Genomic DNA, 24,200 nt, shown 5'->3' on the forward strand with positions numbered 1-24,200 from the left:
CATGCAGAAGCGTCTCTTCACGATTCCCCCCGGTGCGCCGTTCCTGCGCATCCTCGCCGAGAGCCTCTGTGCGGGCGATCTCGTGCCGGGTTTCCGCTATGATCCGACCGATCCGCTGTCGCTTTCGCGCGCAACGATTTACCTGCCCACACGACGCGCCGTGCGGTCCTTGCGTTCCGAATTCGTCGACGTCGTCGGAACGGGCAGCGCCATCCTGCCAACCCTGAAGGCGCTCGGCGAGCTGGATGAGGATGGCGGCTTCTTCGATGCGGAGATGCCCGCGACACTCGATCTGGCGCCGCCGATCGGCTCCGTCGAGGCGGTGTTGGAGCTTGCAAGCCTCGTCGAGCGCTGGAAGGCGGCGCTGCCAGCGGCACTCGGCGACGGCCGCTTCGACTCGCTGGTCGTGCCGGCGACGCCCGCCGATGCGGTTTGGTTGGCGCGCGATCTGCGCGATCTCATCGATGCAATGGGCACGCATGGCGGAGATTGGGCGGCGCTCGATGCGCTGGAAGCGGCGGATTTCGGCACCTGGTGGCAGCTCACGCTCGAATTCATGAAGATCGCCCGCAGCTTCTGGCCGGCGCGGCTTGAAGAACTCAGCCGTTCCGATCCGGCGCAGCATCGAAACGGAGCGATGTCGGCCGAAATCGCGCGCATGCTTGCCAATCCGCCGGACGGGCCCGTCATCGTTGCCGGGTCGACAGGCTCGATCCCGGCGACGGCAGACCTCATTGCCGCGGTTGCGACGCTGGAGCAGGGCGCCGTCATCTTTCCGGGCCTCGATCTCGGCATCACCGAAGACATCTGGCCGCTGGTCGGCGGAAAGGCCGGGCTGTTGTCCGACCCGGCTGTCGCAGCCCATCCGCAATTCGGCCTCAGCCGCCTCCTCGACCGGCTCGACGCTGCGCGTGAGATGGTGACGCCGCTCGGCGATACATCGTACACGATCGCCGCGCGGAACCGACTGGTTTCGACAGCGCTGCTGCCCGCACAGGCCACCGATCACTGGCACGGGGTTGGCGCATTCGATCCTGCCGCCTTCGAAGGGGTGACGGTCATCGAAGCAGGCGGCGAGCGCGAGGAAGCAACGGCTCTCGCCGTCGCCATGCGGCTCGCGGCAGAAAATCCGAAACAGCGCGTGGCGCTGGTTACCCCGGATCGCAATCTCGCCCGCCGCGTGTCGATCGAGCTTCGCCGTTTCGGTATCGAAGCGAACGATTCCGGCGGCTTGCCGCTGTCCTCGACGCCCCAGGGCACGTTGCTGCGGCTCTTGCTCGATACCGTCATGGAACCGGAAGATCCGGTGGCGCTGACGGCACTGCTCGGCCATCCGCTGGCCCGCTTCGGCATGAAGCCGGACGAAAAGCGCCGGGCAGCCAGCATCTTTGAGCGCATCGCCCTTCGCGGCACGCTCGGCGATGTCGATGTCACCGCGTTGACCGCGCTGCTGGATGCTGAGGCTGCAACCCGGTCGGAGCGCCGACACCAGCCTGCCTGGCGACGTCGCATCTCCGATGAGGACATCGCGGCCGCCCGCGTGATGACGCTGCGCGTGGAAGCCGCGGTGGCGCCCCTCGCCGGCCGCTTCGCACGCTTCTTGACCAGCCGCCGCGCCGATGCCGCCCCTGGACGGCTGACGATTGCGCAATGGGCGGAGTTGACCGCGCGGGTGCTGGAAGGCGTCGCTGCCGATGATCGGGGCGAACTCGGCAATCTCTGGGGCGGCGAGGCGGGTAGCAAACTGGGGGGACTTTTTGCCGATCTCATCGCGGCGCGTGCGGAAATCTCCGCGGGCGGCACCGACTGGGCCGATATCGCAGCCGCGTTCCTGGCCGGCGAGATCGTGAAGCCGGATGTGACGGCTCACCCGCGCATCTTCATCTGGGGCGCGCTCGAGGCGCGGCTGCAGGATGTCGACACGCTGTTGCTCGCTGGCTTGAACGAAGGCTCCTGGCCACAGCGGCCCGGCCAGGATCCGTTTCTGTCGCGACCGATGAAGGCGTTGATCGGGCTCGAGCCGCCCGAACGCAGGATCGGTCTTGCTGCCCATGATTTCCAGATGGCGCTCGGCGCAGAACATGTCGTGCTCAGCCGCTCCACCCGTTCCGGCGGCGCACCGACCGTCGCATCACGCTGGCTGCAACGGCTGCTCGCGGTCGCGGGTGAGGCGGAGGCAGCTGCGATGCGCCTGCGAGGCGCGGAGATCCTTGCGCAGGCAGCGCTTCTGGACCGCCGCGAGCCCGTGCCGCAGGCATCGCGGCCTGAGCCGCGTCCGCCTGTCGAAGCCCAGCCTAAGCGCTACTCTTTTAGCGAGGTGAAGACGCTGCGGCGCGATCCCTACGCGATCTATGCCCGCAAGGTGCTGCGTCTCGACCCCTTGGCCGAACTCATTCGCGATCCGGGCGTGGCGGAGCGGGGAACGCTCTATCACGAGATTCTGGAAACCTTCATTAGCCGCTGCCCCGACATCGATCATCCCGATGCCGATCTGCTGCTGGAAAGCATTGCCGATGAGTGCTTCGCCGCCCAGCGGCTGCCGCATCATGTCAAGGTGCTGTGGCGCCCGCGCTTCGATCACGTGGCGCGCCACTGGCTCGAATGGGAGCGGCAGCGAAACGGAGAGATTGCTGAGCGCCATACGGAGCTGCACGCGGAGATCCCGGTTCGGCAAACCGGCGTGCTTTTGTCGGGCATCGCCGACCGCGTGGATCTGCGCGACGATGGCACCGTCGACATCATCGACTTCAAGTCGGGCACTGAGCCGTCACGCAAACAGGCGCGGAGTCTTCTAGACCCCCAATTGCCGCTGGAAGCCGCAGCGCTTCTCGATGGCGGCTTCAAGCGCGTCGGCCCACGAACACCGAACTCTCTGAAATATGTGCGCCTCAAGCCTTCCGATCGATTGCTGGTCGATGAACTGGAGGGCAAGGATCGCCGCGGCGCCAATTCCGCCGATGACGGCACTCATATGAGCGCGGCCGATCTCGGCATGCAGTCGCTCGATCGATTAGCCGGCTTCATAGCTGTGCTCCAAACCGGCAGGCGTGGCTTCGCTTCACGCATCATTCCGGCCAAGGCGCGCGACTACGGAGGCGAGTACGACCATCTCGCGCGTGTCGCCGAGTGGGCCAATGGCGACGCGGACGACGACGAGGGAGGTGAGGCATGAGCGAGCCGGAAACCCTCTACGATCTCCATTGGACTTCGCGGCAGCAGGCGCGCGCCTCCAATCCGCGCGCGTCCGCCTGGGTGGCCGCCAATGCGGGCTCGGGCAAGACGCATGTGCTGGCCGAGCGCGTGATCCGGCTGCTTCTCGCCGGCGCCCGCCCCTCGGGCATCCTGTGCCTCACCTACACCAAGGCTGCGGCGGCCGAGATGTCGAACCGCGTCTTCTCCCGCCTGTCGAAATGGACGTCCTTATCCGACGAAGCGTTGGCAACGGAGTTGCACAAGCTGGAAGGGCAGATGCCCGATGCGATCAAGCTCGGCGCGGCACGCCGTCTCTTTGCAAGAGCGCTTGAGACTCCTGGCGGCCTGAAAATCCAGACCATCCACGCATTTTGCGAGGCGCTGCTGCACCAGTTTCCGCTGGAAGCCAACGTTGCCGCGCATTTCGAGGTGATGGATGACGGCGAATCCGCCACGCTTCTTGCCGAGGCCCGCCGCTCGCTCCTGAGCGCAACGACGATCGAAACCGAGGCGGATCTCGCCGCTGCCTTCCAGCGCATCCTGGAAGCCGTCGGCGAGTTCGGGCTGGATGAATTGCTGGACAGCCTGATCCGCCAGCGAACGCTGGTCGGCCGCTTCCACGATGCGGCCCGTGCCGGCGCGGGCATCGACACGGAACTGCACAGGCGAACCGGGATCGATCCGCACGAGACGGAAGAGGCGATCGCGGGGCACGCCTGGCCGATGGAAGCCTTTCCCGCCCATCTGCTCGATCTGTTCGACAGCGTTGCCCGGTCGGCCAAGGCCGCTTCGCCGAAGAAGTTCGTCGAGAATTTGAAGTCCGCATCATTGCTGGCGCCTACCGAGCGTTATGCGGCGCTGGTTCAGTGTTTCCTGACCAAGGACGGCTCGCCGCGCTCCACCCGCAATATCGCGAGCGCGGACATTGCCGCCGCAATTCCCGACATCGAAGAGCGGCTGGCGTCCGCCGCAGCGCAGGTCTTGGCGGTGAAGGATCGCCTCGCCCTTTGGCGCATGCTCGAATTGACCAAGGCTGCGCATGTTCTGGCCGCGCGTCTGCTCTCGGACTACGAGCGGCTGAAGCGCCAGCGCGGCCGGCTGGATTTCGACGATCTGGTCGAGCGCGCGACCGCGCTTCTCAGCGAAAAGGGCGCAAGCGCCTGGGTGCATTACAAGCTGGATCAGGGCATCGATCATATTCTGGTGGACGAGGCGCAAGACACGAGCCCTCGGCAGTGGGCGATCGTCGGGCGCTTGGCCGAGGAATTCTTTGCCGGCGAAGAACAGCAGCGGGTCCCGCGCACCCTCTTTGCCGTGGGTGACGAGAAACAGTCGATCTATTCCTTCCAGGGCGCGCGGCCGGAGCGGTTCCGTGAAGAGGGGCGGCATGCGGCAAGCAAAGCCACGGCGTCGGCCCGGCAGTTCGAGACCGTGGCGCTGCGTCAGTCATTCCGTTCCACTGCGGATGTTCTGGATGCGGTGGATGCTGTTTTCGCCGAAGCCGATCACAAGCGCGGGCTCGGCGCCGACGACGAGTTGATCAAGCACAGCACGGCGCGGGGCGGTGATATCGGACGGGTCGATCTCTGGGAGATGATCGGCAAGGAAAAGCGCCTCGACGACAAGGACTGGACCGCACCGTTCGACGACACGCCTGAAAGCGACCCGAAGGCGCAACTCGCACGCCGTGTCGCTGGCACGATCCGCCAGTGGGTTGGGCACGAAACGATCATGACCAAGAAGGGGCGGCGCCCCATCGCTGCGGGTGACATCCTTGTTCTGGTCCGCAAGCGTGACGGCTTCGTCAACGCACTGTCGCGGGAGCTGAAGAAGAGCCCGACAGTGCCGATCGCCGGTGCGGATCGGTTGAAGCTCGCCGATCATATCGCGGTGAAGGATCTGGTCGCGCTCGGGCGTGCGATCGTTTTGCCGGACGACGATCTCGCCCTTGCGGCAGCGCTGAAATCGCCGCTTTTCGGCCTATCGGAAGACGATCTGTTTGCGCTTTGCCACGCGCGCCCCGGCAACCATGGTGTTTTCGATGCCTTGCGCGAGCACGCCGATCGGCATGTAGCGCCGTTCGATCGCGCATTTGCGCGGCTGGACCATTGGCGGCAGACCGCGCGCGACCTGTCGGTACATGATTTCTACGCGGAATTGCTCGGGCCCGGCGGTGTGCGGGCGGATTTCCTGGCGCGGCTCGGCCACGAAGCAGCGGATCTGCTGGATGAATTCCTGTCCTTTGCGCTGGACCATGAACGCACCGGCCTGCCCGGCCTCGAGGCTTTTCTTGCCGTGCTGGAGGCTCAGTCGCCGGAGATCAAGCGGGAGATGGAGCAGGGACGCGACGAAGTGCGCGTGATGACCGTGCACGCCTCCAAGGGTCTCGAAGCGCCGATCGTATTTCTGGTCGATTCCGGCGGTGCAGCGGTACAGGCAACGCATGTCCCGAAACTGCGCGAAATGGTGGGCGAGGGGCCGCAGCCGATCCTCTGGGTGCCCGGCAAGGACTACGAGAACAGCGTGACGCGGGCGATCAGGCAGTCGCTCGAAGCCTCCGCAGAAGAAGAATATCGCCGCCTGCTCTATGTCGGGCTGACCCGTGCCGCCGACCGTCTGGTCGTGTGCGGCTATCACGGCATCAACGCGCCAAGCGGGGCGCACTGGCATTCAATGGTCGCGAGCGCGCTATCCAAGAGCGAGAAGGCGCGACAGATCGAATTCTCGGCCGGCGATCAGCAGTGGGCCGGGTTGAGTTTCGGCGGCGAATCGGAGCCGACGACCGGTAAGGAAGCCGAGGCATCGTCCGCGCCGAACGCCTTGAGCGACTTGCCTCTGGTGCTACAGCGGCCCCTACCGCCGCCCGCACGCCCGCCGCGACCGCTCGTCCCATCCGGTGCCAGCGCCATCATCGACGGCGCCAACGAGGGCGGCTCCGTGCGATCGCCGCTCTTCGATCGGTCGGAAAGCTCCGGAAAAGGGGCAGCCGAAGGACTTGAGCGTGGTCGAATGATGCACCGCATGCTGCAGATGCTGCCGGCGATCCAGGCGGAAGACCGCGAAGCCGCAGCCTATCGCTATATCGAGCGTGCCGCGCCGCACATGGACGAGGATGCCGCGAGCGCGCTTGCAGCCGAGGCGCTTTCGATCCTGGATGATCCGCAATTCGCCGAGGTATTCGCGCCGGGCAGCAGGGCCGAGGTCTCCGTCATGGGAACCGTGCGCCTGAGTGGGCGCGGTCACGTCGTATCCGGTCGGCTCGACCGTATGGTGGTGCTTCCCGATCGGGTTTTGATCGTCGACTACAAGACCAACAGGCCGGCAATCGCGCGCCTTGAGGATGTGTCTTTCGCTCATCGCGCGCAGATGGCGCTCTATCGCGACCTGATCGCGCCGCTTTATCCCGGCCGGCACATCTCCGCCGCGTTGGTGTATACCCAGGCGCCGTCCATCATCGCCCTTCCAACCGGCGTGCTTGAAGCGGCGATTGCCGAACTCACGACAAAATGAGATACCGCACGTTGAAAGCTCGGGCGCTGATGCGCACATTGAGCTCAACGAAAACGCGATGAAGGAGTGCCTTGATGGCAACCGTCACAGTCGACAAGACGAATTTCCAGGCCGAGGTTCTCGACAGCGCAGAGCCGGTCGTGGTCGATTTCTGGGCTGAATGGTGCGGCCCCTGCAAGATGATTGCCCCGAGCCTGGAAGAGATTTCCAATGAGATGGCCGGCCGCGTGAAGGTCGCCAAGCTGAACATCGACGACAATCCGGAACTGGCAGCCCAATACGGCGTGCGCTCGATCCCGACGCTCGCCATGTTCAAGGGCGGCGAAGTTGCCGACATCAAGGTTGGCGCATCGCCGAAGACGGCCCTGTCATCCTGGATTTCCGGCGCTGTTTCCTGATCTCAGGAATAGTCGAGACTTCGATGCCCGGTTCGAAAGAGCCGGGCATTTTTCGTTTCGTCAGTCCGGAAGCGTGCCGTTGAGCTCCAGCGCCTCGCCGACAAGATAGAGCGAGCCGCCGATCAGCACGCGCGGCGCGATATCTCCACCTGCGAGGCCACCGATACGGTCGAGCGCATCGACGATGTCAGAAACCGGCTCTGCCGTAAGGCCCGCATCGATGGCGTCGTCGGCGAGCACCAGCGGATCGAGGCCCGCATCGGAGTTTGCGATGGCAACGGTGAAGACCGACTTCACCAAACCCTTGAACGCACTGAAATAGCCGATCGGATCTTTTGTCGAGAGCATGCCGACGACGAGATACAATGGCTGAGGGTTGCGCTCTTCCAGCGTTGCGAAGGCTTCGGCGATCACCTGGCCGGCGCCGGGATTATGCCCGCCATCCAGCCAAAGCTCGCTGCCCTTCGGAAGTGAGTCCAGCAGATGGCCCTCGGTCAGCCGCTGCATGCGCCCGGCCCATTTGACGCCTGTCAGCCCTTTTTCGATTGCATCATTGTCAATGGCGAAACCTGCGGCCTTCACCGCGCGAATGGCAGCGCCTGCATTGGCATATTGATGCCGGCCGACGAGCCGCGGCAGCGGCAGGTCGACGAGACCGAATTCATCCTGGTAGACGAGCCGGCCATGCTCTTCATGGGCAAAGAACTCCTGCCCGAAAATCGTGGTCGGGCAGCCTTGCCGCTCGGCAATCGCGACGAGCGTCTCGCGTGCCGCATCCTCTTCCTGATGGCCGATGACGACGGCGCAGCCGCGCTTCATGATGCCCGCCTTTTCCGCGGCAATCAGTTCCACGCGGTCGCCGAGATAGGCCTGATGGTCGAGCGAGATCGGCATGATCAGCGAAACGGCGGGCTTGGCGATCACATTCGTCGCATCGAATCGGCCACCGAGACCAACCTCGATAATCGCCACATCGGCCGGATGTTCGGAGAAGAGAACGAAGGTCACGGCCGTGAGGATCTCAAATACCGTGATCGTCGCGCCGCCATTGGCTTCGGCAACGCGGCGCACCGCATCGGCGAGAACGGCGTCATCGACCAGCGCGCCGGGTTCGCCGTCCTGCCCGGCCATGCGGTAGCGCTCGTGCCAGCGCACGAGATGCGGCGATGTGTGGACGTGAACGCGAAGCCCGGCGGCTTCGAGGATCGCGCGGCAGAAGGCCGATGCCGAGCCCTTGCCGTTGGTGCCGGCGATGTGGATGACCGGGGGCAGCCTGTCTTGCGGGTTGCCGAGCTTGTCGAGCAACGCGCGAATGCGGTCGAGCGACAGATCGAAGCCCTTGGGATGAAGGCTGAGAAGCTTGTCGATTTCCTGGGCTGCGGTCTCAGCCGGTGCCGTCGTCATGAATGCACTCCTCGGGCGTCCGGCGGGCGGCTCAGTTCGCCGCCGGCGTGGCCTCACGGCGCGCGTCGACCAAGGGGGGCTTCGCCCGTGTACCGGGATCATCCAGGATCTGCACGATCGGGTCGCTGCCGCCGGTGCCGTTGAGCGTGATGCCGTTACCGGTCGCCGAGGCCTGCGGCTTTTCGAGCGCCGGCTGATTGAGCATCATGCGCAAGAGCCGTCCAACCGTCGACGGAATGTCGTGGCGGTGGGTAACCATGTCGACCATGCCGTGTTCGAGCAGGTACTCCGAAGTCTGGAAGCCTTCCGGCAGCTGCTCGCGAATGGTCTGCAGAATGACGCGGCGGCCGGCGAAACCGATCTCGGCGCCCGGCTCGGCAAGATGCACGTCGCCGAGCATGGCGTAGGAGGCCGAAACGCCACCCGTCGTCGGATTCGTGAGAACGACGATGTAGGGAAGGCCTGCCTCTTTCAGCATTTCGACAGCAACGGTCGTGCGGGGCAGCTGCATCAGCGACAGGATGCCTTCCTGCATGCGGGCGCCGCCGGAGGCCGGGAACATTACCAGCGGGCAGTGGCGCTTCACGGCCGTTTCGAAGGCGGCGATGATCGCTTCGCCGGCCGCGACGCCAAGCGAGCCTGCGATGAAATTGAAATCGTGGACGCAGGCGACGGTCTCGATACCGCTGACCTTGCCGATGCCGGCAACGATCGCGTCGTCGAGCTCGGTCTTCGCCCGGTGCTCGCGCAGCCGGTCGACATACTTCTTCGTGTCGCGGAATTTGAGTGGGTCCTGCGGCACCTTCGGCGCCGGAATAAGCTCATACGCGCCATCGTCGAAGAAATAGCCGAGCCTGGCCTTGGCCGATATCTTCATGTGGTATCCCGAGGAGGGGATGACCCACTGATTGCTCTCGAGATCCTTGTGAAAGACCATCTCACCGGTTTCCGGACACTTGATCCAGAGGTTCTCGGCGACCTCTCGGCGACCGAACATGGAGTTGATCTTCGGCCGGACGTAGTTGGTGATCCAGTTCAAGCGAATGGCTCCTGAAGTCTAGAGCGTTTCCAGGTGAAGTGGATACCGGTTCACCGTCGGAAACGCGACAAATTACTCGAAGTCGCTTCCGATATGGGAAGCCTATTCGGCCGCGTCCAGACGCGCGGTGCGCACGCCGGTCGAGAGACCGCGCACCAGCGTGGCGACGCTCTCGACGGTGTCTGCGCTTGCGCGACCTTGCGCGTCCAATGTGTTCGCAATCTGGTTGACGATCGCCGTGCCGACGACGACGCCGTCGGCCGCCATGCCAATCCGGCGCGCATGCTCGGCCGTCTTCACGCCGAAGCCGACGCAGACAGGCAGATCCGTGTGCTGTTTGATGCGGGTGACAGCCTCGCCGATGCCCGAGGGATCGGGCAGCGCCGAGCCGGTGATGCCGTTCATCGACACGTAATAGACGAAGCCTGATGTGTTGCGCAGCACCATCGGCAGGCGCTTGGCGTCCGTCGTCGGCGTGGCCAGGCGAATGAAATTGACGTCCTTGGCAAGCGCCGGCAGGCAAAGCTCGTCGTCCATTTCCGGCGGCAGATCGACCACGATCAACCCGTCGATACCTGCTTCCAGCGCATCGTCCAGGAAGCGCTCGACGCCGTAGCGGTAGATCGGATTGTAATAACCCATCAGAACGATCGGCGTTTTCTGGTCGGTTTCGCGAAAGGCGCGGGCGAGGTCGATCGTCTTCGAAAGGGTCTGGCCGGCATCGAGCGCACGGCGTCCGGCCATCTGGATCGCAGGGCCATCCGCCATCGGATCGGAAAACGGCATGCCGAGCTCGATGATGTCTGCACCGGCGCGCGGCAGCGCCTTCATGATGTCGAGCGAGGTCTGATAGTCCGGATCGCCGCCCATGAAATAGGTGACGAGCGCCGGGCGCCCCTCAGCCTTCAGATCGGCAAACCGTTGGTCCATGCGTGCGGTCATTGCGTCCTCAAAGCTCCACGCCAAGGGCCTTGGCGGCGGTGAATACGTCCTTGTCGCCGCGTCCGCACAGATTCATGATGATGATCTGGTCCTTGTCCATCTTCGGCGCGCGCTTCATCACTTCGGCCAGCGCGTGGGAGGGTTCCAGCGCCGGGATGATGCCTTCGACGCGGGTGAGGAACTGGAACGCTTCCAGCGCCTCGCGGTCGGTGATGGCAACATAGTCGACGCGGCCGCTGTCCTTCAGCCAGGAATGCTCCGGGCCGATACCGGGATAGTCGAGGCCGGCGGAAATCGAATGACCTTCCTCGATCTGCCCGTCCCTGTCCTGCAGCAGGTAGGTGCGGTTGCCGTGCAGCACGCCCGGCGCACCGGCCGTCAGCGAAGCGCAATGCTCGTTCGTGTCGAGGCCCTTGCCGCCTGCTTCGACACCGACGATCTGCACCGTCGGATCGTCGAGGAACGGGTGGAACAGGCCGATCGCGTTCGATCCGCCGCCGACGGCAGCGACCAGCATGTCGGGAAGGCGACCTTCGCGCTCCTGCATCTGTTCGCGCGTCTCGCGCCCGATCACCGATTGGAAGTCGCGCACCATTTCCGGGTAGGGGTGCGGGCCGGCCGCGGTCCCGATGAGATAATAGGTGCTGTCGACATTGGTGACCCAGTCACGCAACGCCTCGTTCATCGCATCCTTGAGCGTGCCGTTGCCCGACGTAACAGGGCGGACTTCGGCGCCGAGAAGCTTCATGCGGAAGACGTTCGGTGCCTGCCGCTCGATGTCGGTTGCGCCCATGTAGACAATGCAGGGCAGGTTGAAGCGTGCGGCAACCGTTGCCGTCGCCACGCCGTGCTGGCCAGCACCGGTCTCGGCGATGATGCGCGTCTTGCCCATCCGCTTGGCGAGCAGGATCTGGCCGACGCAATTGTTGATCTTGTGGCTGCCCGTGTGATTCAGCTCATCGCGCTTGAAGTAGATCTTCGCGCCGCCGAGTTCGGCTGTCATGCGCTCGGCGAAATAGAGCGGGCTCGGGCGGCCGATGTAGTGTGTGTTCAGCCAGTCGAGCTCCTGCTTGAAGGCAGGGTCGGTCTTGGCATTGGTCCAGTGGTCCTGCAGGTCGAGGATCAGAGGCATCAGCGTTTCGGCGACGAAGCGCCCGCCGAAAATACCGAAACGACCGTCTTCGTCCGGGCCTGCCCGGAAGGAATTCGGCTTCAGAAGCTGGTTCATGAGAAACTCCCTTGCCCGACCTCAGCCGGACCGCGCGCGCCATGTCCGCGCTCATCGACCGTTCGGAGAAACTGCGAGATCAGTTGAGCGTCCTTTACGCCCGGAGCGCTTTCGACACCAGAGGAGACGTCGAGCGCGCGGGCATGTGTCACGCTCAGCGCATTGTCGACATTGCCGATCGTGATGCCACCGGAAAGCATGTAATCGACGCTTTCGTCAAGCGTGGCAAGAAGCCCCCAATCGAAGCTGACGCCGTTGCCGCCCGGCAGTTTCGATCCTGCCGGCGCCTTGGCGTCGAGAAGCAACCGGTCGGCCACCGATCGGTAGGCGAGCGCTGCATCGACGTCACCGGCATCGCGGATCGAGCAGGCCTTGATCACGGGCAGACCGTATCGGGCTTTGACCGCGCGCACGCGCTCGGGGCTTTCCTTGCCGTGAAGCTGGAGAACGTCCGGCTCCATGACCGCTACGATCTCGTCCAGCTGAGCATCGTCGGCATCGACCGTGACGGCAACCGCAAGCGCGCGGCCACGCGCCGGGGCCCGTAACGCACGAGCCGTGTCGACGCTCACATGCCGCGGGCTCGGTGGAAAGAAAATGAAGCCGATATGGCTCGCGCCGCCGTCGAGTGCTGTCCTGACCGCGGTGTCGTCGGAAAGGCCACAGATTTTGACCTGGATGTCCATCGCGGTCAGGTGCCACGAAAAGGCGCCGGAGTCGAGGCCGGCGGGGTGTCGTTCACGCGCCGAAGTCGACCGCGTGCAGAAGCGTGCCATGCCGTTTCAGCCAGGCCCGGGCAGCATCGGTTTCGGCGCAGAGCGCACGACAGGTCGACCAGAACTGCGGACCGTGGTTCATCTCGGCGAGATGCGCCACTTCGTGAGCGGCGAGATAGTCGATGACGTGCGGCGGCGCCATGACGATGCGCCAGGAAAAGGCGAGGTTGCCGTCGGACGTACACGAACCCCAGCGCGAGCGGGTGTCCTTGATCGTGATCCTTCCCGGGCGCTTTTTCAGTGTTCCGGCATGGCGAGCGACCGCTTCGGTCAAATCCTGCCGTGCTTCCTTCTTGAGAAAATCGCGGATGCGGCGCGACAGATGTTCGGGCTCACCCCCGACATCGAGAAAGGCCTGGCCATTTTCGACGACAGATGCGGTGCGGCCGCGCACCTTTCCTGTCGCGCGGATCACATGGTCCACGCCGCGCAGGCTGATTTGCCCGCCATCGACGATCGATGCCCCGACCGGATAGCGGGCAAGCCGCGTCATCAGCCATCCTTGCTGACGTTCGATGAAGCGGTCGATCTCGCTCGACGGCACACCCGGCGGCACGGTGACCTTCAAACCGCGACCACCCGGCTCGATGCGCAATGTCAGGCGCGTGCTGCGGCCATGCTCTGCGATGACGAGAGGCAGAACGCGATCATGCACCCGCACCTCGCGAAGCGCCTGTCGAGGCTTTGGCTTGCGGCCACGCAACAATGGGGAAAGCGCCTTGAACATGCTGTCCAGTCTAAATGATTCGCCGAATGTGGAGCCTCGAAAAGAGAAACGGCGCCCCGCTTTCGCGAGGCGCCGCAGACGCGGTGTTACGGTCTTGTCACCGGATGGGGCAGGGGAAGCTTGAACCGAATGAGGCGACCGTCTTCTCGGTTACGCCGCGTCGATCGTCGGACCGCTGCGCTCGCCGGATGTGGTGCGGCGGTGAGCCATAAAGCGATCGAACTCTTCCTGATCCTTTGCGCGGCGCAGCTCGCGGGCATAATCCTCGAACTCGTCCCGCATGGCTTCCAGGCGCGCGCGCTCCTCGTCAAGACGCTTCAGCTCAGCCGAGCGCCAGTCGTCGAAGGCAACGTTGCCGGTCGGTGTGCGTGCGGTGCCGGTTGCCCGCGAGAATGTCGAAAACATGCTGTCTGTCGCCTTGTTTACATCGCGCTTCAGTGCCGGAAGCCTGTCGCCCCAGACGATGTAGGCGAGCATGGCCAGGCCCAGCGGCCAGAAAACGATGAAACCGAGCACCATCAGCGCGATGGTCGCGGGCGTCCATTCAGGCCGGATCACCGGCTTGCTGGCCGAAGCGGCATGCACATGGGAAGTGGTCATCTCTTTCCTCGTCGTTGTGTAAGAGCGGCACCCTTGCCGCCCCTTCACTTCGAGTTGGGGAAAAGATTGTGGCGGTTCAAGAACACGCCCCTGCGAATCCGCTAACTATCGAAAGACGTTATCGACTTTCGTCAAGAAGGCGGGATCTTAGTTTGTCTTGCCGCCCTGGATGACCTTGCGCACGGGTGATTTCGTCTTTGCGGCAGCTGCCTTGCGGTTGGCAGCGGAATGGGTGCGCATGAAATCGAGAATGCGCGGCGCGATCTCCGCCCGGTAGCGCGAGCCGTTGAACACGCCGTAATGGCCGACCTTCGGCTGCATATAGTGGTGGCGCATCGTGTCGGGAATGTTGCTGCACAGCGTCTGCGCCGCCTCGGTCTGGCCGATGCCGGAGATGTCGTCGTTCTCGCCCTCGATGGTAAGAAGCGCCACGTTGCGGATCTGGCTGCAATCCACGCGCTCGGCGCGGTGCATCATCTCGCCCTTCGGCAGCGCGTGCTTGATGAACACGGTGTCGACCGTCTGCAGGTAGAATTCCGCCGTCAGGTCCATCACGGCGAGATACTCGTCGTAGAATTCGCGGTGCTTTTCGGCGGAATCTCCGTCGTTCTGCACCATGTGCCAGAAGAAGTCCTTCTGCGCATTCATGTGCTTGTCGAGGTTCATCGACATGAAGCCCGACAGCTGCAGGAAGCCTGGATAGACATCGCGCCCGAAGCCCGGATGCGGCCACGGCACCTGCATGACGACGTTGTCGGCAAACCAGGAGAGCGGCTTGTCCTGCGCCAGCTGGTTGACGGCGGTGGGGTTACGGCGCGTGTCGATCGGGCCACCCATCAGCGTCATCGAGGACGGCGCCATCGTATCGCCGCGCGCTTCCATCAGCGCCACAGCCGCAAGCACCGGTACCGATGGCTGGCAAACCGCCATCATATGGGTATCCGGTCCGAGCGCATGCAGCATCGAGATCACGTAGTCGATATAGTCGTCGAGATCGAAATGCCCTTCGGTGACCGGCACCATCCGGGCATCGATCCAATCGGTGATGTAGACCTCGGCCTTGGGCAGCAGGGCTTCCACGGTGCCGCGCAGCAGCGTCGCATAGTGGCCCGACATCGGCGCCACGATGAGGATCTTGGGATCCGGGCGATGATTGGCCGGCAGCGCGCGTTCGAAGTGAATGAGGTTGCAGAAGGGGCGCGACCAGACGACCTTCTCGTGCACCGAAACGCGTCCGGCGTTGAGGTTGGTCGTCTTCAAGCCGAATTCCGGCTTGCCGTAACGACGGGTGGTGCGCTCGAACACTTCCATGCCGCCAGCGACGGCGCGCCCGAATGCAGTGTGCGATAGCGGATTGAGCGGGTTCTGATAGGCGATCTTCATCGCATCCGCCGCGGCACGCCATGGCGCGACAGCAGCGTGGCCCATTTCGTAGAACTGATAGAACATTGGCGAGAGCCCTTGTTGAGGACCCGGCCGCAGAGGTGTTTCAGGCTCTCGCTCGCTCGGCGGTTTCCCGCCGCCCGCTATTCCACCCAGCCCTTAAAAGGAAGCTTCGGCCTGAGCCTCCGCTCCAATGCACCGCTGATCCCGGTTCGTGAAAGTCTTTATGACAGCGATTGTGTAAAAAGAAGTTAGCACGCTTTTGCTGCTCTGCAACATTGTCGCACTGGACTTTAGGCGTAAACGCCGGGGTTCTGCGTAGGGTTCCGCCCGCCTGTGGCAGATGGGCCGGCAGGATCATCGGAGCCGATCATCGAAACGAGTGCATGTCTCAGGCAGGCGCGGCTCGCACTGCGCAACGGCACGAAGGACTTGCCGAGCTTCTTGCAGCCCTGCTTGGCGCGCAGGCACGCATCATGACTGACGCAGTCGATCGGGCAGAACACGCAGTCGATCGAAGGCAGGACGTCGTCGATCCGCGTCACCGCATCCTCCAGGCCACCGTCGTGGTGGTGGAAATGCGCGCCGAACGTCTCCGCAAGCGCCTTCAGATGGTGCGCCTGGCCGTTTCGCCCGCCCACATAGAGCACGTTCAGCCCTTGAAGACGCGCCATCGGACGCAGCGGCGTGTGTGCCGGCAATGATTTTTCCGGCTCGGCCGCGGGCGTCGGTGCGCGACCGCTCGCTTCGGCAGCCAGTCTCAAGCGCTTGACTTCCGCTTCGGCCGCCCGCGCGCGGCCCCGAGAGACTGCGAGTGCCCGCTCCAGCTTCTGGCGCCGGGCAGCTGACAAGGTACCTGCGGCCCCCTTTGTCTCCCTCGGGTGATTCGCCGTTTTGGAGATGAGGGCCCGCTGGGCTTCCGCCAGCGCGTCTTCCAGCCGGGCGATCTGCGAATCACGCTCGAGAACGGTCCGGCGCGCATGGGCTTCCTGCCGGTTCGCCCGCACGCGCACATCTTCGAGTTCAGCCTTAAGGCGGGCAGTTTCCTCGCTCTGGCGGCGGCTGGCGCTGCCCATCAGGTGCGAAAGCATGTGGACTTCGCCGAAGATATGGCCGCGCAGTGCAATCCCGACGTTGGACGAGGTCATGAAGGCCCAGAACCCTCCGGCGATCCGCCCGTCACCTTTCATCTCGTCCCAGAGCCGAAGCAGCGCTTCCTGGCAGTGTTCGCGCCGAACGCGCCGCAAAAGCCCCGCATGCCGCTCGTCGAGCAGCTTCGATACGGCGCGTGCTTCTGGAGTGTCCGCTGTGGCCGCACGCACGAAATGGCCGTGAACGTCGTAGTCCTGAGCGTCTTTCGGGAAGACAAGCCGCAGCGATGCGGCGATGCGCATGAGATCCGCGTGGGTCAGGCACGTCCCGATCACAGGGCAGTGCGCCGCGTCGTCAAACGCCCACAGGCGCAGCCGGGCTCCGATCTTGGGCGCACCTTCTCGCCCCGCTCCGCTGCAACCCGCACACATGCGCCATCTCCGACGACCAGGATAAAAACATGACTATGATAGTCATGTTAAACACTGATGATCAAGATAGTCGGTTGTTGCGCACGACCGAGAAAAGCCGTTGACAGTGCAACCGACGCCGCTTACATCGGCGCCAGTTGCCCAGATGGCGGAATTGGTAGACGCGCCAGCTTCAGGTGCTGGTACTCGCAAGGGTGTGGAGGTTCGAGTCCTCTTCTGGGCACCAGCAAGATGTTAACATCTTGATTTCCTACCAGATGAAGATCCTCAGTAGTTGCAGCAGCCATCGTTGCCTTGCGGTTCGGTGAACCGCATCCAGCACTATCTCGCTGTGCTCCTAATCCAATTTTTCCCATGGATTCGGCTGCTCACCCTGGCAGCAAGCAGGCTGATGATTCAAGAACTACGCGCTCTACCCGCACATGACGGCGCGCGCGAACACGGCTTCCGGAGCGAAGAACCGCGGCACTCCTTTGCGGAGAACAAGCGGCGCGTGGCTAAGGCTTTCCGCATCCTGCAGATCGGCAATTATCTCGATCGCAAGCGTCGTCAGATCTGCGGCGGGCAGCGCCAGCGCGTGGCCATGGGAGATGCGCGGCGAGACGGCGACGGCCTCCGTCTGTCCGACGCGACGCTTTCGCTGGCTTTGCTGCAGGTCTTTGCGGCAGAAACCGGCAAACGACTTTCCTGAGGTCATGGGAGCGGCCTTGCCGATGGGCCGGTTCCTCCATCGGCAAGGTTCGGCATGCCGCCGTTACCGGATCAGGCGGAGCGGCGACATTTGCCGGGCGATGTCGCCAAAAGCGCTGATGAGCCCCGCCGTCTTGGTGGCCATATAGAAATTGCCGGGCTTGGTCGCACACTGCTTCAGCATCTTCTGAACGTTGTTGTCCGTTTCCTTGTAGAGAACAGTGAAGATCTCGATCTGCTGCGCCTTGATGTCTTCGCAGATTTTCAGCGTCCAATCGTTCAGCGTCTTTTCGGCGCTCGATGAGGTGCTGGCACCGGCTATGCGACCGTCTGCCAGGAAACCGTAGGACCCGTAATCCGACTTGTTTATCGTGCTGCTGGAGCCGAAGGACACATTGCGTCCGTCGGTCATGAGCACGATGAATTTGGAGGTGCTCGCCGGGTCGATCGCAGCAGCCTGTGTGTAGGGCGCGCCCGGGGTCATCACCCGCCAGCCCCAGGCCAGTCCTTCCGCGATGTTCGTGCCGGAGCCGTTCCAGTATTGCATGGCGTTGATCCCGGCGCGCACCTTGGCCATATCCCGCGAAAGCGGCACGATGGGCGTCGGGCAAGCGCGGTTCGGGCCTTGTGAAAGGGACTTGGCCTCTTCAACCCGCCGCACCTCCGGATCGATGTATTTCAGCGCCGAACGCTGAACCTCGGCTGTGCTGCCGTCGACGAGATCGTTCAGCCAAGAATTATTGAATGCGCCGGAATTATTACCCCCGCCTGAGGTTGCCGTGCCCGGTTCGTCGGGTGCGAAATAGGGGACGAAGAGCGTGTCGGGATCCCGGGAGCGTGGTGGCTCGAGCCCGAGATTGAGCGGATACGGACGCGCTTCGACGCATCCTTTCCACTGCGTGCCGGACACACTGAACAATGCCGTCTGGTGCGGATACTCCAGCTTAGCAAGCCGCTGCTGACGACAGGAATCTCTTAAAGCTTTGGCTTGGTCGCCTTGCCCTTGATCGCCGCAGGCTTTCTCGTCGCTGTCATCATCATCATCATCATCATCATCATCATCATCGTCATCGTCATCGTCGTCATCATCACCACCCCCGGACCGCGCCGCGTTGTCTTCCCAGTCCGTGGGAAGCCCTTCGCCACGACGCTCACGCTCGTCTTCGTCGAGAAAGGTCCAGCCATTGTAGAGGGACTCGCCCTCATCATCGATCCAGGTCGGATCGAAGCCTTCGCCCTTGATGTTGACGGCAGTGACGAAGGGCACGACTGCGACACGGATGTCTTTGCCGGCGGAAGCGCCATCTTGCACGACGCCCAGCAGACCGAGAGCAGCACTCTTGAGGGTGTCGATGCCCTCCTGTCCCATCGATCCGGTGTTGTCGAGCACGAGCCCGATTTCGACAGCCTTGGTGGATTGGTAAGCGGCCGCGATTACCCGCGCTGGTTCCTTACGGGCGTTGTGAAGGAAGAACGTGTCGACAGCGAGCGTGACGTCTCCCGTGACTTCGATGTGGTTGGTGCCTTCGACACTGCGCAATTCCGCCTTTAGCACTTTGTATGAAGCGCCAGGGGCCACGTGGGACCGCAGGTGATCTTCGAATACTTGTTTGCGCTCGCTGTCGCTCATCGCTCGGCGCGTCGCGGCGAGAACAGCGCCGTCGGTGATCTGTTGTACCTCGGAAACGACGGAGCGCATGTGAACGACATCGACGCCTAGACCGGCTGCGCCGAGAGTAACGGGCAGTGCAAATGCAGCAAATATTGCAAAGTTGCCGCTTCGATCGTTCAGGAAGGTTTTGGTCATTGCTGTTCTCACAAAATGAAGAACGGCCAACCTCCGCTTAATTCTTATGAGTTTGCTTAATTCGAAGGCACCAAATTAAAGTCACGTTGCATGTGGTAAAGTTTTCGTGAGCGCATTAGACGTTCTTATATTAGGAAAAGCGATCATAATTGTGGGCGATTTTGTTGCCAGACGGGGAGCGTCGCAGTGGACATAGAGGACATTCAAACATTCGTGGTGGTTGCCGACGCAGGCGGGATCTCTTCAGCGGCGCGACGGCTCGGCATCTCCAAGTCCATCGTCAGTCGGCGCCTGCTGCGGCTGGAATCGGCGCTTGGCGCCCAACTTGTCGCGCGCACGACGAGGGGTGCCGCCCTGACAGACGCAGGCATGACGTTTCGAGACCATGCTGCAAGGGTCAGCGCAGAGATCGACTTGGCGAGGGAGGCGATCATGCCTGCCGGGGAACTGCGCGGCCGGTTGAGAGTTGCAGTGCCCCTGACCTTTGGCCCGACGCACTTTGCGCCTGTAATCGCCGACATGGCGCTTCAACACCCGGCCCTGCACATCCATGCATCTTACAGCGATCGGTTTGTCGACCTCATTGCTGAAGGTTTCGATTGCGCGATCCGCGTCGGTTATCTCCCGGATTCCGATTTGGTCGCCAAGCGCGTCGGCCCGATTTATGGGCGACTGGTCGCCAGTCCTGACTACATCAGGGCGCGTGGCGCACCGGAAAGGCTGGAGGACATCGCAACCCACGAAGCGGTCATGCAGGGAACTGAAACCTGGCAGCTTATGGACGGAGACAAGATCGTCTCTGTGCAGCCGCAGGGCAGGTTCAAGGCTGACAATGCCACGGCGCTCGCCGCTGCCGCTGCGGCCGGCCTCGGCATCGCTTGGCTTCCGGACTGCATCACGTTTGACTACGTCTCGTCCGGCGCGCTCGTACCGATCATGACCGGCTATCCGCCACCGCCTGCTGGTGCTTATGTCATCCGTCCACCCGGTCAGCATCCGGCGCGCAAGATTCGTGTGTTGACCGACATGCTGATCGCGCATTTCGAGCGCAACCCGCAGCTCTGGGGTCTCGATCAGAAGGATCCGCGCCGAGCTGAGAGCGCCGCCGTCTCTCGTGGCAAGAAACGCGGGGCGTCAGGAGCATGAACCGCGTTCCACTTTCTGCAACACAGCTGACGGCAATTCGGACCTAGTTGCGGGACGCATCCACCGGTAGTGCAAGGCAGGGCGGCAGGATATCTTGAGCGCCGCTTCCGGTGCGGGCCGATATGATCCGCCGGTCATGGCAACGAGGGTCCAGGCCCTGCACGAAGAGGATGGCGCCTATGAGCTGGAATCCCGCAATTGAACCGGGCTGCCCCGACGAGGTCGGGCTCGATGCGATCGAGACCCTGATCATTCCGCGCTCGCGCGATCTCGGCGGTTTCGAAGTGCGCCGTGCGCTTCCCGCGCCCAAAAGGCAAATGGTCGGCCCCTTCATCTTCTTCGATCAGGCGGGGCCGGCGGAACTGCTGACCGGGCAGGGGATCGACGTGCGGCCGCATCCGCATATCGGCCTCGGCACGGTGACGTATCTCTTCAAAGGCGACTTTCATCACAGGGACAGCACCGGCGCCGACCAGATCATCCAGCCGGGCGCGCTGAACTGGATGGTTGCCGGGCGCGGCGTGACCCATTCGGAGCGCACGTCGGAAGCAGCCCGCAAAGGGCCGAACGGCTTGTTCGGCATTCAGACCTGGCTGGCACTTCCCGAAGACGTCGAAGACGTGGCGCCGACATTCGAGCATCACGCCAAGGAAAGCCTTCCGATGATCGAGGACAAGGGGGTCTCCGTTCGCCTCATTCTCGGCGACGCCTATGGCGCGTCTGCTCCCGCGAAGATGTTTTCCGAGACCTTCTATGCGGATGTGAAGCTCGATCCGGGGAGCCGGCTGCCGCTGCCGAACGAGCACGAGGATCGCGGCATCTACATCGTCGAGGGGTCGATCCTCATTGCCGGCCAGCACTACGAGGCGTCGCAGATGATGGTCTTCAGGCCAGGTGACGCGATCACGGTCGCTGCGGGACCGCAAGGTGCGCGGCTGATGATACTCGGCGGCGCGACGTTCAACGGGCCGCGCTACATCTGGTGGAATTTCGTTGCCTCGTCCAGGGAGCGCATCGAGGAGGCAAAGGCGGATTGGCGGGCGGGAAACTGGGGCAGCGGCCGCTTCGACCTGCCTGCCGATGATCGCGACGAATACATCCCGCTGCCCTGAGAGCCGCCTTGCGCGCCGGGCTGGCATCGAACCTGCACGAATTCACGGAAAGAGATCCAATGAACGACAGATGGCCGGAACTCGATTATCTCAGCTGGCGCGACACCTGCTCCGCCCTGCATCTCTATCTTCAGATCGTCGGGAAGTACCGGCTGGCGCACACGCCCTGGATCAACCACTCCTGGAATGCCACCTCCTATGTGACGCCAACCGGCCTGACGACGGGCATGATCCCGGATGGTCCCGGCATCGAGATCCGGTTCGATTTCCGCGAGCATAGGATCATCGCTATCTGCGGCGAAGGCCGCCGGTCATCGTTCGAGCTCGGCCCGATGACCGTCGCGGCGTTCCATGCGAAATTCGTCGACTTCATATCCGAGCTTGGCGGCAGCCCGACCTTCAACGGCCAGCCGAACGAAGTGCCCTACCCGGTGCCGTTTCGAGAAGACGACCGCGACCGCCCCTATGACAGCGAGGCGGTTGAGCGGTTCCACCGGGCGCTCATGGCCGTCGACGGTGTCTTCAACAGGTTCCGCACATCCTTCTTGGGAAAATCGAGCCCGGTTCATCTTTTCTGGGGCAGTTTCGATCTCGCCGTCACCCGCTTTTCAGGCCGCCGCGCGCCGCTCCATCCCGGTGGCGTGCCGGCGCTTCCGAACGACGTGGCGCAGGAGGCGTATGATCGGGAAGTCTCTTCGGCAGGATTCTGGCCGGGCGGCGGCGGTATCGATTATCCCGCTTTCTACGCCTATGCGTATCCCGCGCCAGGCGGTTTCCGCAGCGCTGCAGTACAGCCGGACACTGCATTCTGGCATGAAGGCCTATCGGAGTTCATCCTGCCTTACGATGCCGTGCGTTCGGCCGATGATCCCGACGAAGCGCTGCTCGCCTTTCTCACCTCGACCTATGAAGCCGCCGCCGATCTCGGCGGCTGGGACCGTGATCTGCTCGAATGCGCGCCGGGCAAGCCGCTCAAGGTACGCCCGCATGACGCCGAGCGCTCGGAGGCGAAATCACCTTCTCTCGACGAAGGCGAGGTCGAGCGCGAGGATGGTGGATCGAAGGGCCGATATCTGTTGGTGATCGGAGGCATTGAGGCAGAGATGACCTATAGCCGCGCTGGTGAGCGCCTCATCATCATCGATCATACCGAAGTGCCCTCGGCATTGCGGGGACGCAAGGTCGGCGAGCGTCTGGTGCGCCAGGCAGTCGAGGATGCGCGGCGGGATAACATCAAGATCATCCCGCTTTGCCCCTTCGCCAAAGCGCAGTTCGAGCGCCATACGGAATGGCACGACGTGCTGAAAACCTCCTAGCGCGACTGGACGACTGCAGCCCGCAGCCGCGCGTGCAGACTATCCAAATCGGGTGGCTTCAGCGCATCGCAGAGGCCGCTTCGATCGCGTCCGACATGATGGACAGCCCGCGATCGATCTCATCATCCGACACCGTTAGCGGTGGGGCAATGCGGAACACCCCGCCCATGCCGGGAAGCTTGACGATGTTCATGCTGAGCCCCCGGTTCATCGCCTCTTCCATCACCCGGGCACCAAGTTCGAAACCAGGCGATTTCGTCTGCCGGTCGGCAACCACTTCGAGCCCGAGCAGCAGCCCGCGTCCGCGCACGTCGCCGACACATTCGAAACGTTGCTGCAGGGAGAGTAGCCCATCCCTCAGTCGCCGACCCTGCTTCACGGCCTGCTCCACCAGCCCGTCGCGCTCGACCACGTCGAGAACCGTTACGCCGACTGCCGCGGGCAGCGGGTCTGAAACGTGGGTGGTGTAGAAGAGAAACCCTTTCTCGAAGGCCTTCTGCTCGATCTCCTCGGTCGTCATGACGGCCGCAAGCGGCAGGCCGGCGCCGAGCGTTTTCGACAGCGTTAGGATATCCGGCGTCACGCCCTCGCGCTGGAAGGCGAACATGTGTCCGGTGCGCCCAACACCTGTTTGCGCCTCGTCGAGGATCAGCAGCATGCCACGCTCTTCGCATTTGCGCTTCAGAGCCGCGAGATAGCCGAGCGGAAGCTCAAGGATGCCGCCGCTCGACAGGATCGGTTCGGCGATGAACGCCGCGAGGCCCCCCGTCGACTGCCTGTCGATCAGGTCGAACGCATCGTCGAGCTCTGCCTGCCAGTCGTTCGATCCATCCGCATGGGTGAAGCGCGGTCGGTAGGAGTTGGGAGCAGGAATGACGAAAGAGCCTGCCGTCGCCGGCCCGTACCCGCGACGGCCGGCACTGTAGGTTGCCGACGCCGCAGCGCCCGTCATGCCATGCCAACTCTGCGCGAAAGCAACGACCTCATGTCCGCCGGTGACCAGCTTGGCCATGCGGATGGCCGCTTCGTTCGATTCCGCCCCGGTCGTCAGCAGCTGAACGCGCTCGAGACCGGGCGCAAGTGCGGCCAGGCGAGTCGCCAGATCGACCACCGGGCGCGACAGCATCCCGCTGAAGAGGTGGGCGACGGATTTCATCTGCCGGTCGACGGTCGCCACGATGTCGGGATGCGTATGGCCGAGAACGGCGCTCATTTGGCCGGAGGTGAAATCGAGGATGGCCCGTCCGTCCGCGTCATAGACATGGCTGCCTTCGGCCCGTTCGATGATCACCGTCTCGAAACTCGGCCCATAGCGCGTCACATGCTTTTGCGCGGCACTCCAGAAGGCGGCATCATTGTTCAGCGACATGGCAGCATCCTCGGCAAGAGAAGCGTCCAGAGCTAGAT

16 protein-coding genes, 1 tRNA gene and 2 pseudogenes are annotated in these 24,200 nt (G+C 63.4%); 8 read left to right on the forward strand and 11 right to left on the reverse strand.

The genetic code is table 11. The features are described from left to right. Window position 1: 1 nt before the first annotated feature. From addB to trxA, 3 genes are all read left to right on the forward strand, one after another. A complete protein-coding gene (gene addB, locus QQL76_RS16475) occupies window positions 2–3,172 on the forward strand; it encodes a PD-(D/E)XK nuclease family protein (protein WP_499208565.1) in 3,171 nt (1,056 codons plus the stop codon). Further along, a complete protein-coding gene (gene addA, locus QQL76_RS16480) occupies window positions 3,169–6,702 on the forward strand; it encodes a double-strand break repair helicase AddA (protein WP_499208566.1) in 3,534 nt (1,177 codons plus the stop codon). The genes addB and addA overlap by 4 nt, the downstream gene beginning before the upstream one ends. Window positions 6,703–6,776: 74 nt before the next feature. Then, the gene (trxA, locus tag QQL76_RS16485) at window positions 6,777–7,100 is read left to right on the forward strand and encodes a thioredoxin (protein WP_126007312.1); all 324 of its coding nucleotides are present in this window, start codon (window positions 6,777–6,779) and stop codon (window positions 7,098–7,100) included. A 60-nt stretch (window positions 7,101–7,160) separates the two neighbouring features. On the opposite strand, the gene QQL76_RS16490 is transcribed toward trxA, so the two are convergent. From QQL76_RS16490 to QQL76_RS16530, 9 genes are all read right to left on the reverse strand, one after another. After that, window positions 7,161–8,504 (reverse strand): bifunctional folylpolyglutamate synthase/dihydrofolate synthase, encoded by a 1,344-nt coding sequence (locus tag QQL76_RS16490; RefSeq protein WP_499208567.1) that lies wholly within the window; start codon window positions 8,502–8,504, stop codon window positions 7,161–7,163. Between the two features lie 31 nt (window positions 8,505–8,535). After that, entirely contained in the window at window positions 8,536–9,543 is a 1,008-nt protein-coding gene (accD, locus tag QQL76_RS16495) for an acetyl-CoA carboxylase carboxyltransferase subunit beta (protein ID WP_499208568.1), read from the reverse strand. A gap of 102 nt (window positions 9,544–9,645) precedes the next feature. Next, the gene (gene trpA / locus QQL76_RS16500; protein ID WP_499208569.1) at window positions 9,646–10,485 is read right to left on the reverse strand and encodes a tryptophan synthase subunit alpha; all 840 of its coding nucleotides are present in this window, start codon (window positions 10,483–10,485) and stop codon (window positions 9,646–9,648) included. A gap of 7 nt (window positions 10,486–10,492) precedes the next feature. Continuing rightward, on the reverse strand, window positions 10,493–11,713 hold the full coding sequence (gene trpB / locus QQL76_RS16505; RefSeq protein ID WP_499208570.1) for a tryptophan synthase subunit beta: 1,221 nt from the start codon (window positions 11,711–11,713) through the stop codon (window positions 10,493–10,495). Next, window positions 11,710–12,399 carry a phosphoribosylanthranilate isomerase gene (locus QQL76_RS16510; protein ID WP_499208959.1) on the reverse strand — a complete coding sequence of 230 codons (690 nt, stop codon included), beginning with the start codon at window positions 12,397–12,399 and terminating at the stop codon, window positions 11,710–11,712. The genes trpB and QQL76_RS16510 overlap by 4 nt, the downstream gene beginning before the upstream one ends. Window positions 12,400–12,451: 52 nt before the next feature. Beyond that, complete coding sequence (locus QQL76_RS16515; protein ID WP_499208571.1) at window positions 12,452–13,216, reverse strand: M48 family metallopeptidase; 765 nt, start codon at window positions 13,214–13,216, stop codon at window positions 12,452–12,454. 150 nt (window positions 13,217–13,366) lie between these two features. Next, window positions 13,367–13,816: a DUF2852 domain-containing protein gene (locus QQL76_RS16520; protein ID WP_499208572.1), complete on the reverse strand. Its 450-nt coding sequence runs from the start codon at window positions 13,814–13,816 to the stop codon at window positions 13,367–13,369. A gap of 147 nt (window positions 13,817–13,963) precedes the next feature. Continuing rightward, window positions 13,964–15,265, reverse strand: coding sequence for a polyhydroxyalkanoate depolymerase (locus tag QQL76_RS16525; RefSeq protein ID WP_499208573.1), 1,302 nt, complete (start codon window positions 15,263–15,265; stop codon window positions 13,964–13,966). Between the two features lie 227 nt (window positions 15,266–15,492). Then, complete coding sequence (locus QQL76_RS16530; RefSeq protein WP_499208960.1) at window positions 15,493–15,873, reverse strand: DUF2325 domain-containing protein; 381 nt, start codon at window positions 15,871–15,873, stop codon at window positions 15,493–15,495. A 988-nt stretch (window positions 15,874–16,861) separates the two neighbouring features. Between QQL76_RS16530 and QQL76_RS16535 the strand changes: the two genes are divergently transcribed. Together QQL76_RS16535 and QQL76_RS16540 are read left to right on the forward strand one after the other, a co-directional pair. Beyond that, window positions 16,862–16,948: transfer RNA gene (locus tag QQL76_RS16535), tRNA-Leu, on the forward strand. 169 nt (window positions 16,949–17,117) lie between these two features. Next, window positions 17,118–17,317, forward strand: a pseudogene (locus QQL76_RS16540) (sn-glycerol-3-phosphate ABC transporter ATP-binding protein UgpC); the annotation flags it as partial. A 159-nt stretch (window positions 17,318–17,476) separates the two neighbouring features. Here the strand turns inward: QQL76_RS16540 and QQL76_RS16545 are convergent. Further along, complete coding sequence (locus QQL76_RS16545; RefSeq protein WP_499208574.1) at window positions 17,477–19,219, reverse strand: pilus assembly protein; 1,743 nt, start codon at window positions 19,217–19,219, stop codon at window positions 17,477–17,479. Window positions 19,220–19,405: 186 nt separating this feature from the next. On the opposite strand from QQL76_RS16545, the pseudogene QQL76_RS16550 reads away from it, so the two are divergent. The 3 genes and pseudogenes from QQL76_RS16550 to QQL76_RS16560 all read left to right on the forward strand — a co-directional run. Next, window positions 19,406–20,296: pseudogene (locus tag QQL76_RS16550) on the forward strand (LysR family transcriptional regulator); the annotation flags it as partial. A 248-nt stretch (window positions 20,297–20,544) separates the two neighbouring features. Next, a complete protein-coding gene (locus tag QQL76_RS16555) occupies window positions 20,545–21,477 on the forward strand; it encodes a pirin family protein (protein ID WP_499208575.1) in 933 nt (310 codons plus the stop codon). A gap of 59 nt (window positions 21,478–21,536) precedes the next feature. Further along, window positions 21,537–22,793 carry a DUF5996 family protein gene (locus QQL76_RS16560; RefSeq protein ID WP_499208576.1) on the forward strand — a complete coding sequence of 419 codons (1,257 nt, stop codon included), beginning with the start codon at window positions 21,537–21,539 and terminating at the stop codon, window positions 22,791–22,793. Between the two features lie 58 nt (window positions 22,794–22,851). On the opposite strand, the gene QQL76_RS16565 is transcribed toward QQL76_RS16560, so the two are convergent. Continuing rightward, window positions 22,852–24,162 carry an aspartate aminotransferase family protein gene (locus QQL76_RS16565; protein ID WP_499208577.1) on the reverse strand — a complete coding sequence of 437 codons (1,311 nt, stop codon included), beginning with the start codon at window positions 24,160–24,162 and terminating at the stop codon, window positions 22,852–22,854. Window positions 24,163–24,200: the final 38 nt, after the last annotated feature.

It is taken from the genome of Rhizobium albus (assembly GCA_030160035.1).
Classification (GTDB): domain Bacteria; phylum Pseudomonadota; class Alphaproteobacteria; order Rhizobiales; family Rhizobiaceae; genus Georhizobium; species Georhizobium albus.

Bases quoted from the DNA above. Each gene is read 5' to 3' on its own strand.
- QQL76_RS16525 (WP_499208573.1), bottom strand. From the start codon at position 15,265: ATGTTCTATCAGTTCTACGAAATGGGCCACGCTGCTGTCGCGCCATGG.
- QQL76_RS16565 (WP_499208577.1), bottom strand. From the start codon at position 24,162: ATGTCGCTGAACAATGATGCCGCCTTCTGGAGTGCCGCGCAAAAGCAT.
- QQL76_RS16560 (WP_499208576.1), top strand. From the start codon at position 21,537: ATGAACGACAGATGGCCGGAACTCGATTATCTCAGCTGGCGCGACACC.
- QQL76_RS16520 (WP_499208572.1), bottom strand. From the start codon at position 13,816: ATGACCACTTCCCATGTGCATGCCGCTTCGGCCAGCAAGCCGGTGATC.
- QQL76_RS16530 (WP_499208960.1), bottom strand. From the start codon at position 15,873: ATGGCGCGTCTTCAAGGGCTGAACGTGCTCTATGTGGGCGGGCGAAAC.
- QQL76_RS16545 (WP_499208574.1), bottom strand. From the start codon at position 19,219: ATGACCAAAACCTTCCTGAACGATCGAAGCGGCAACTTTGCAATATTT.
- QQL76_RS16510 (WP_499208959.1), bottom strand. From the start codon at position 12,399: ATGGACATCCAGGTCAAAATCTGTGGCCTTTCCGACGACACCGCGGTC.
- trpB (WP_499208570.1), bottom strand. From the start codon at position 11,713: ATGAACCAGCTTCTGAAGCCGAATTCCTTCCGGGCAGGCCCGGACGAA.
- QQL76_RS16490 (WP_499208567.1), bottom strand. From the start codon at position 8,504: ATGACGACGGCACCGGCTGAGACCGCAGCCCAGGAAATCGACAAGCTT.
- addB (WP_499208565.1), top strand. From the start codon at position 2: ATGCAGAAGCGTCTCTTCACGATTCCCCCCGGTGCGCCGTTCCTGCGC.
- QQL76_RS16555 (WP_499208575.1), top strand. From the start codon at position 20,545: ATGAGCTGGAATCCCGCAATTGAACCGGGCTGCCCCGACGAGGTCGGG.
- QQL76_RS16515 (WP_499208571.1), bottom strand. From the start codon at position 13,216: ATGTTCAAGGCGCTTTCCCCATTGTTGCGTGGCCGCAAGCCAAAGCCT.
- trxA (WP_126007312.1), top strand. From the start codon at position 6,777: ATGGCAACCGTCACAGTCGACAAGACGAATTTCCAGGCCGAGGTTCTC.
- trpA (WP_499208569.1), bottom strand. From the start codon at position 10,485: ATGACCGCACGCATGGACCAACGGTTTGCCGATCTGAAGGCTGAGGGG.
- addA (WP_499208566.1), top strand. From the start codon at position 3,169: ATGAGCGAGCCGGAAACCCTCTACGATCTCCATTGGACTTCGCGGCAG.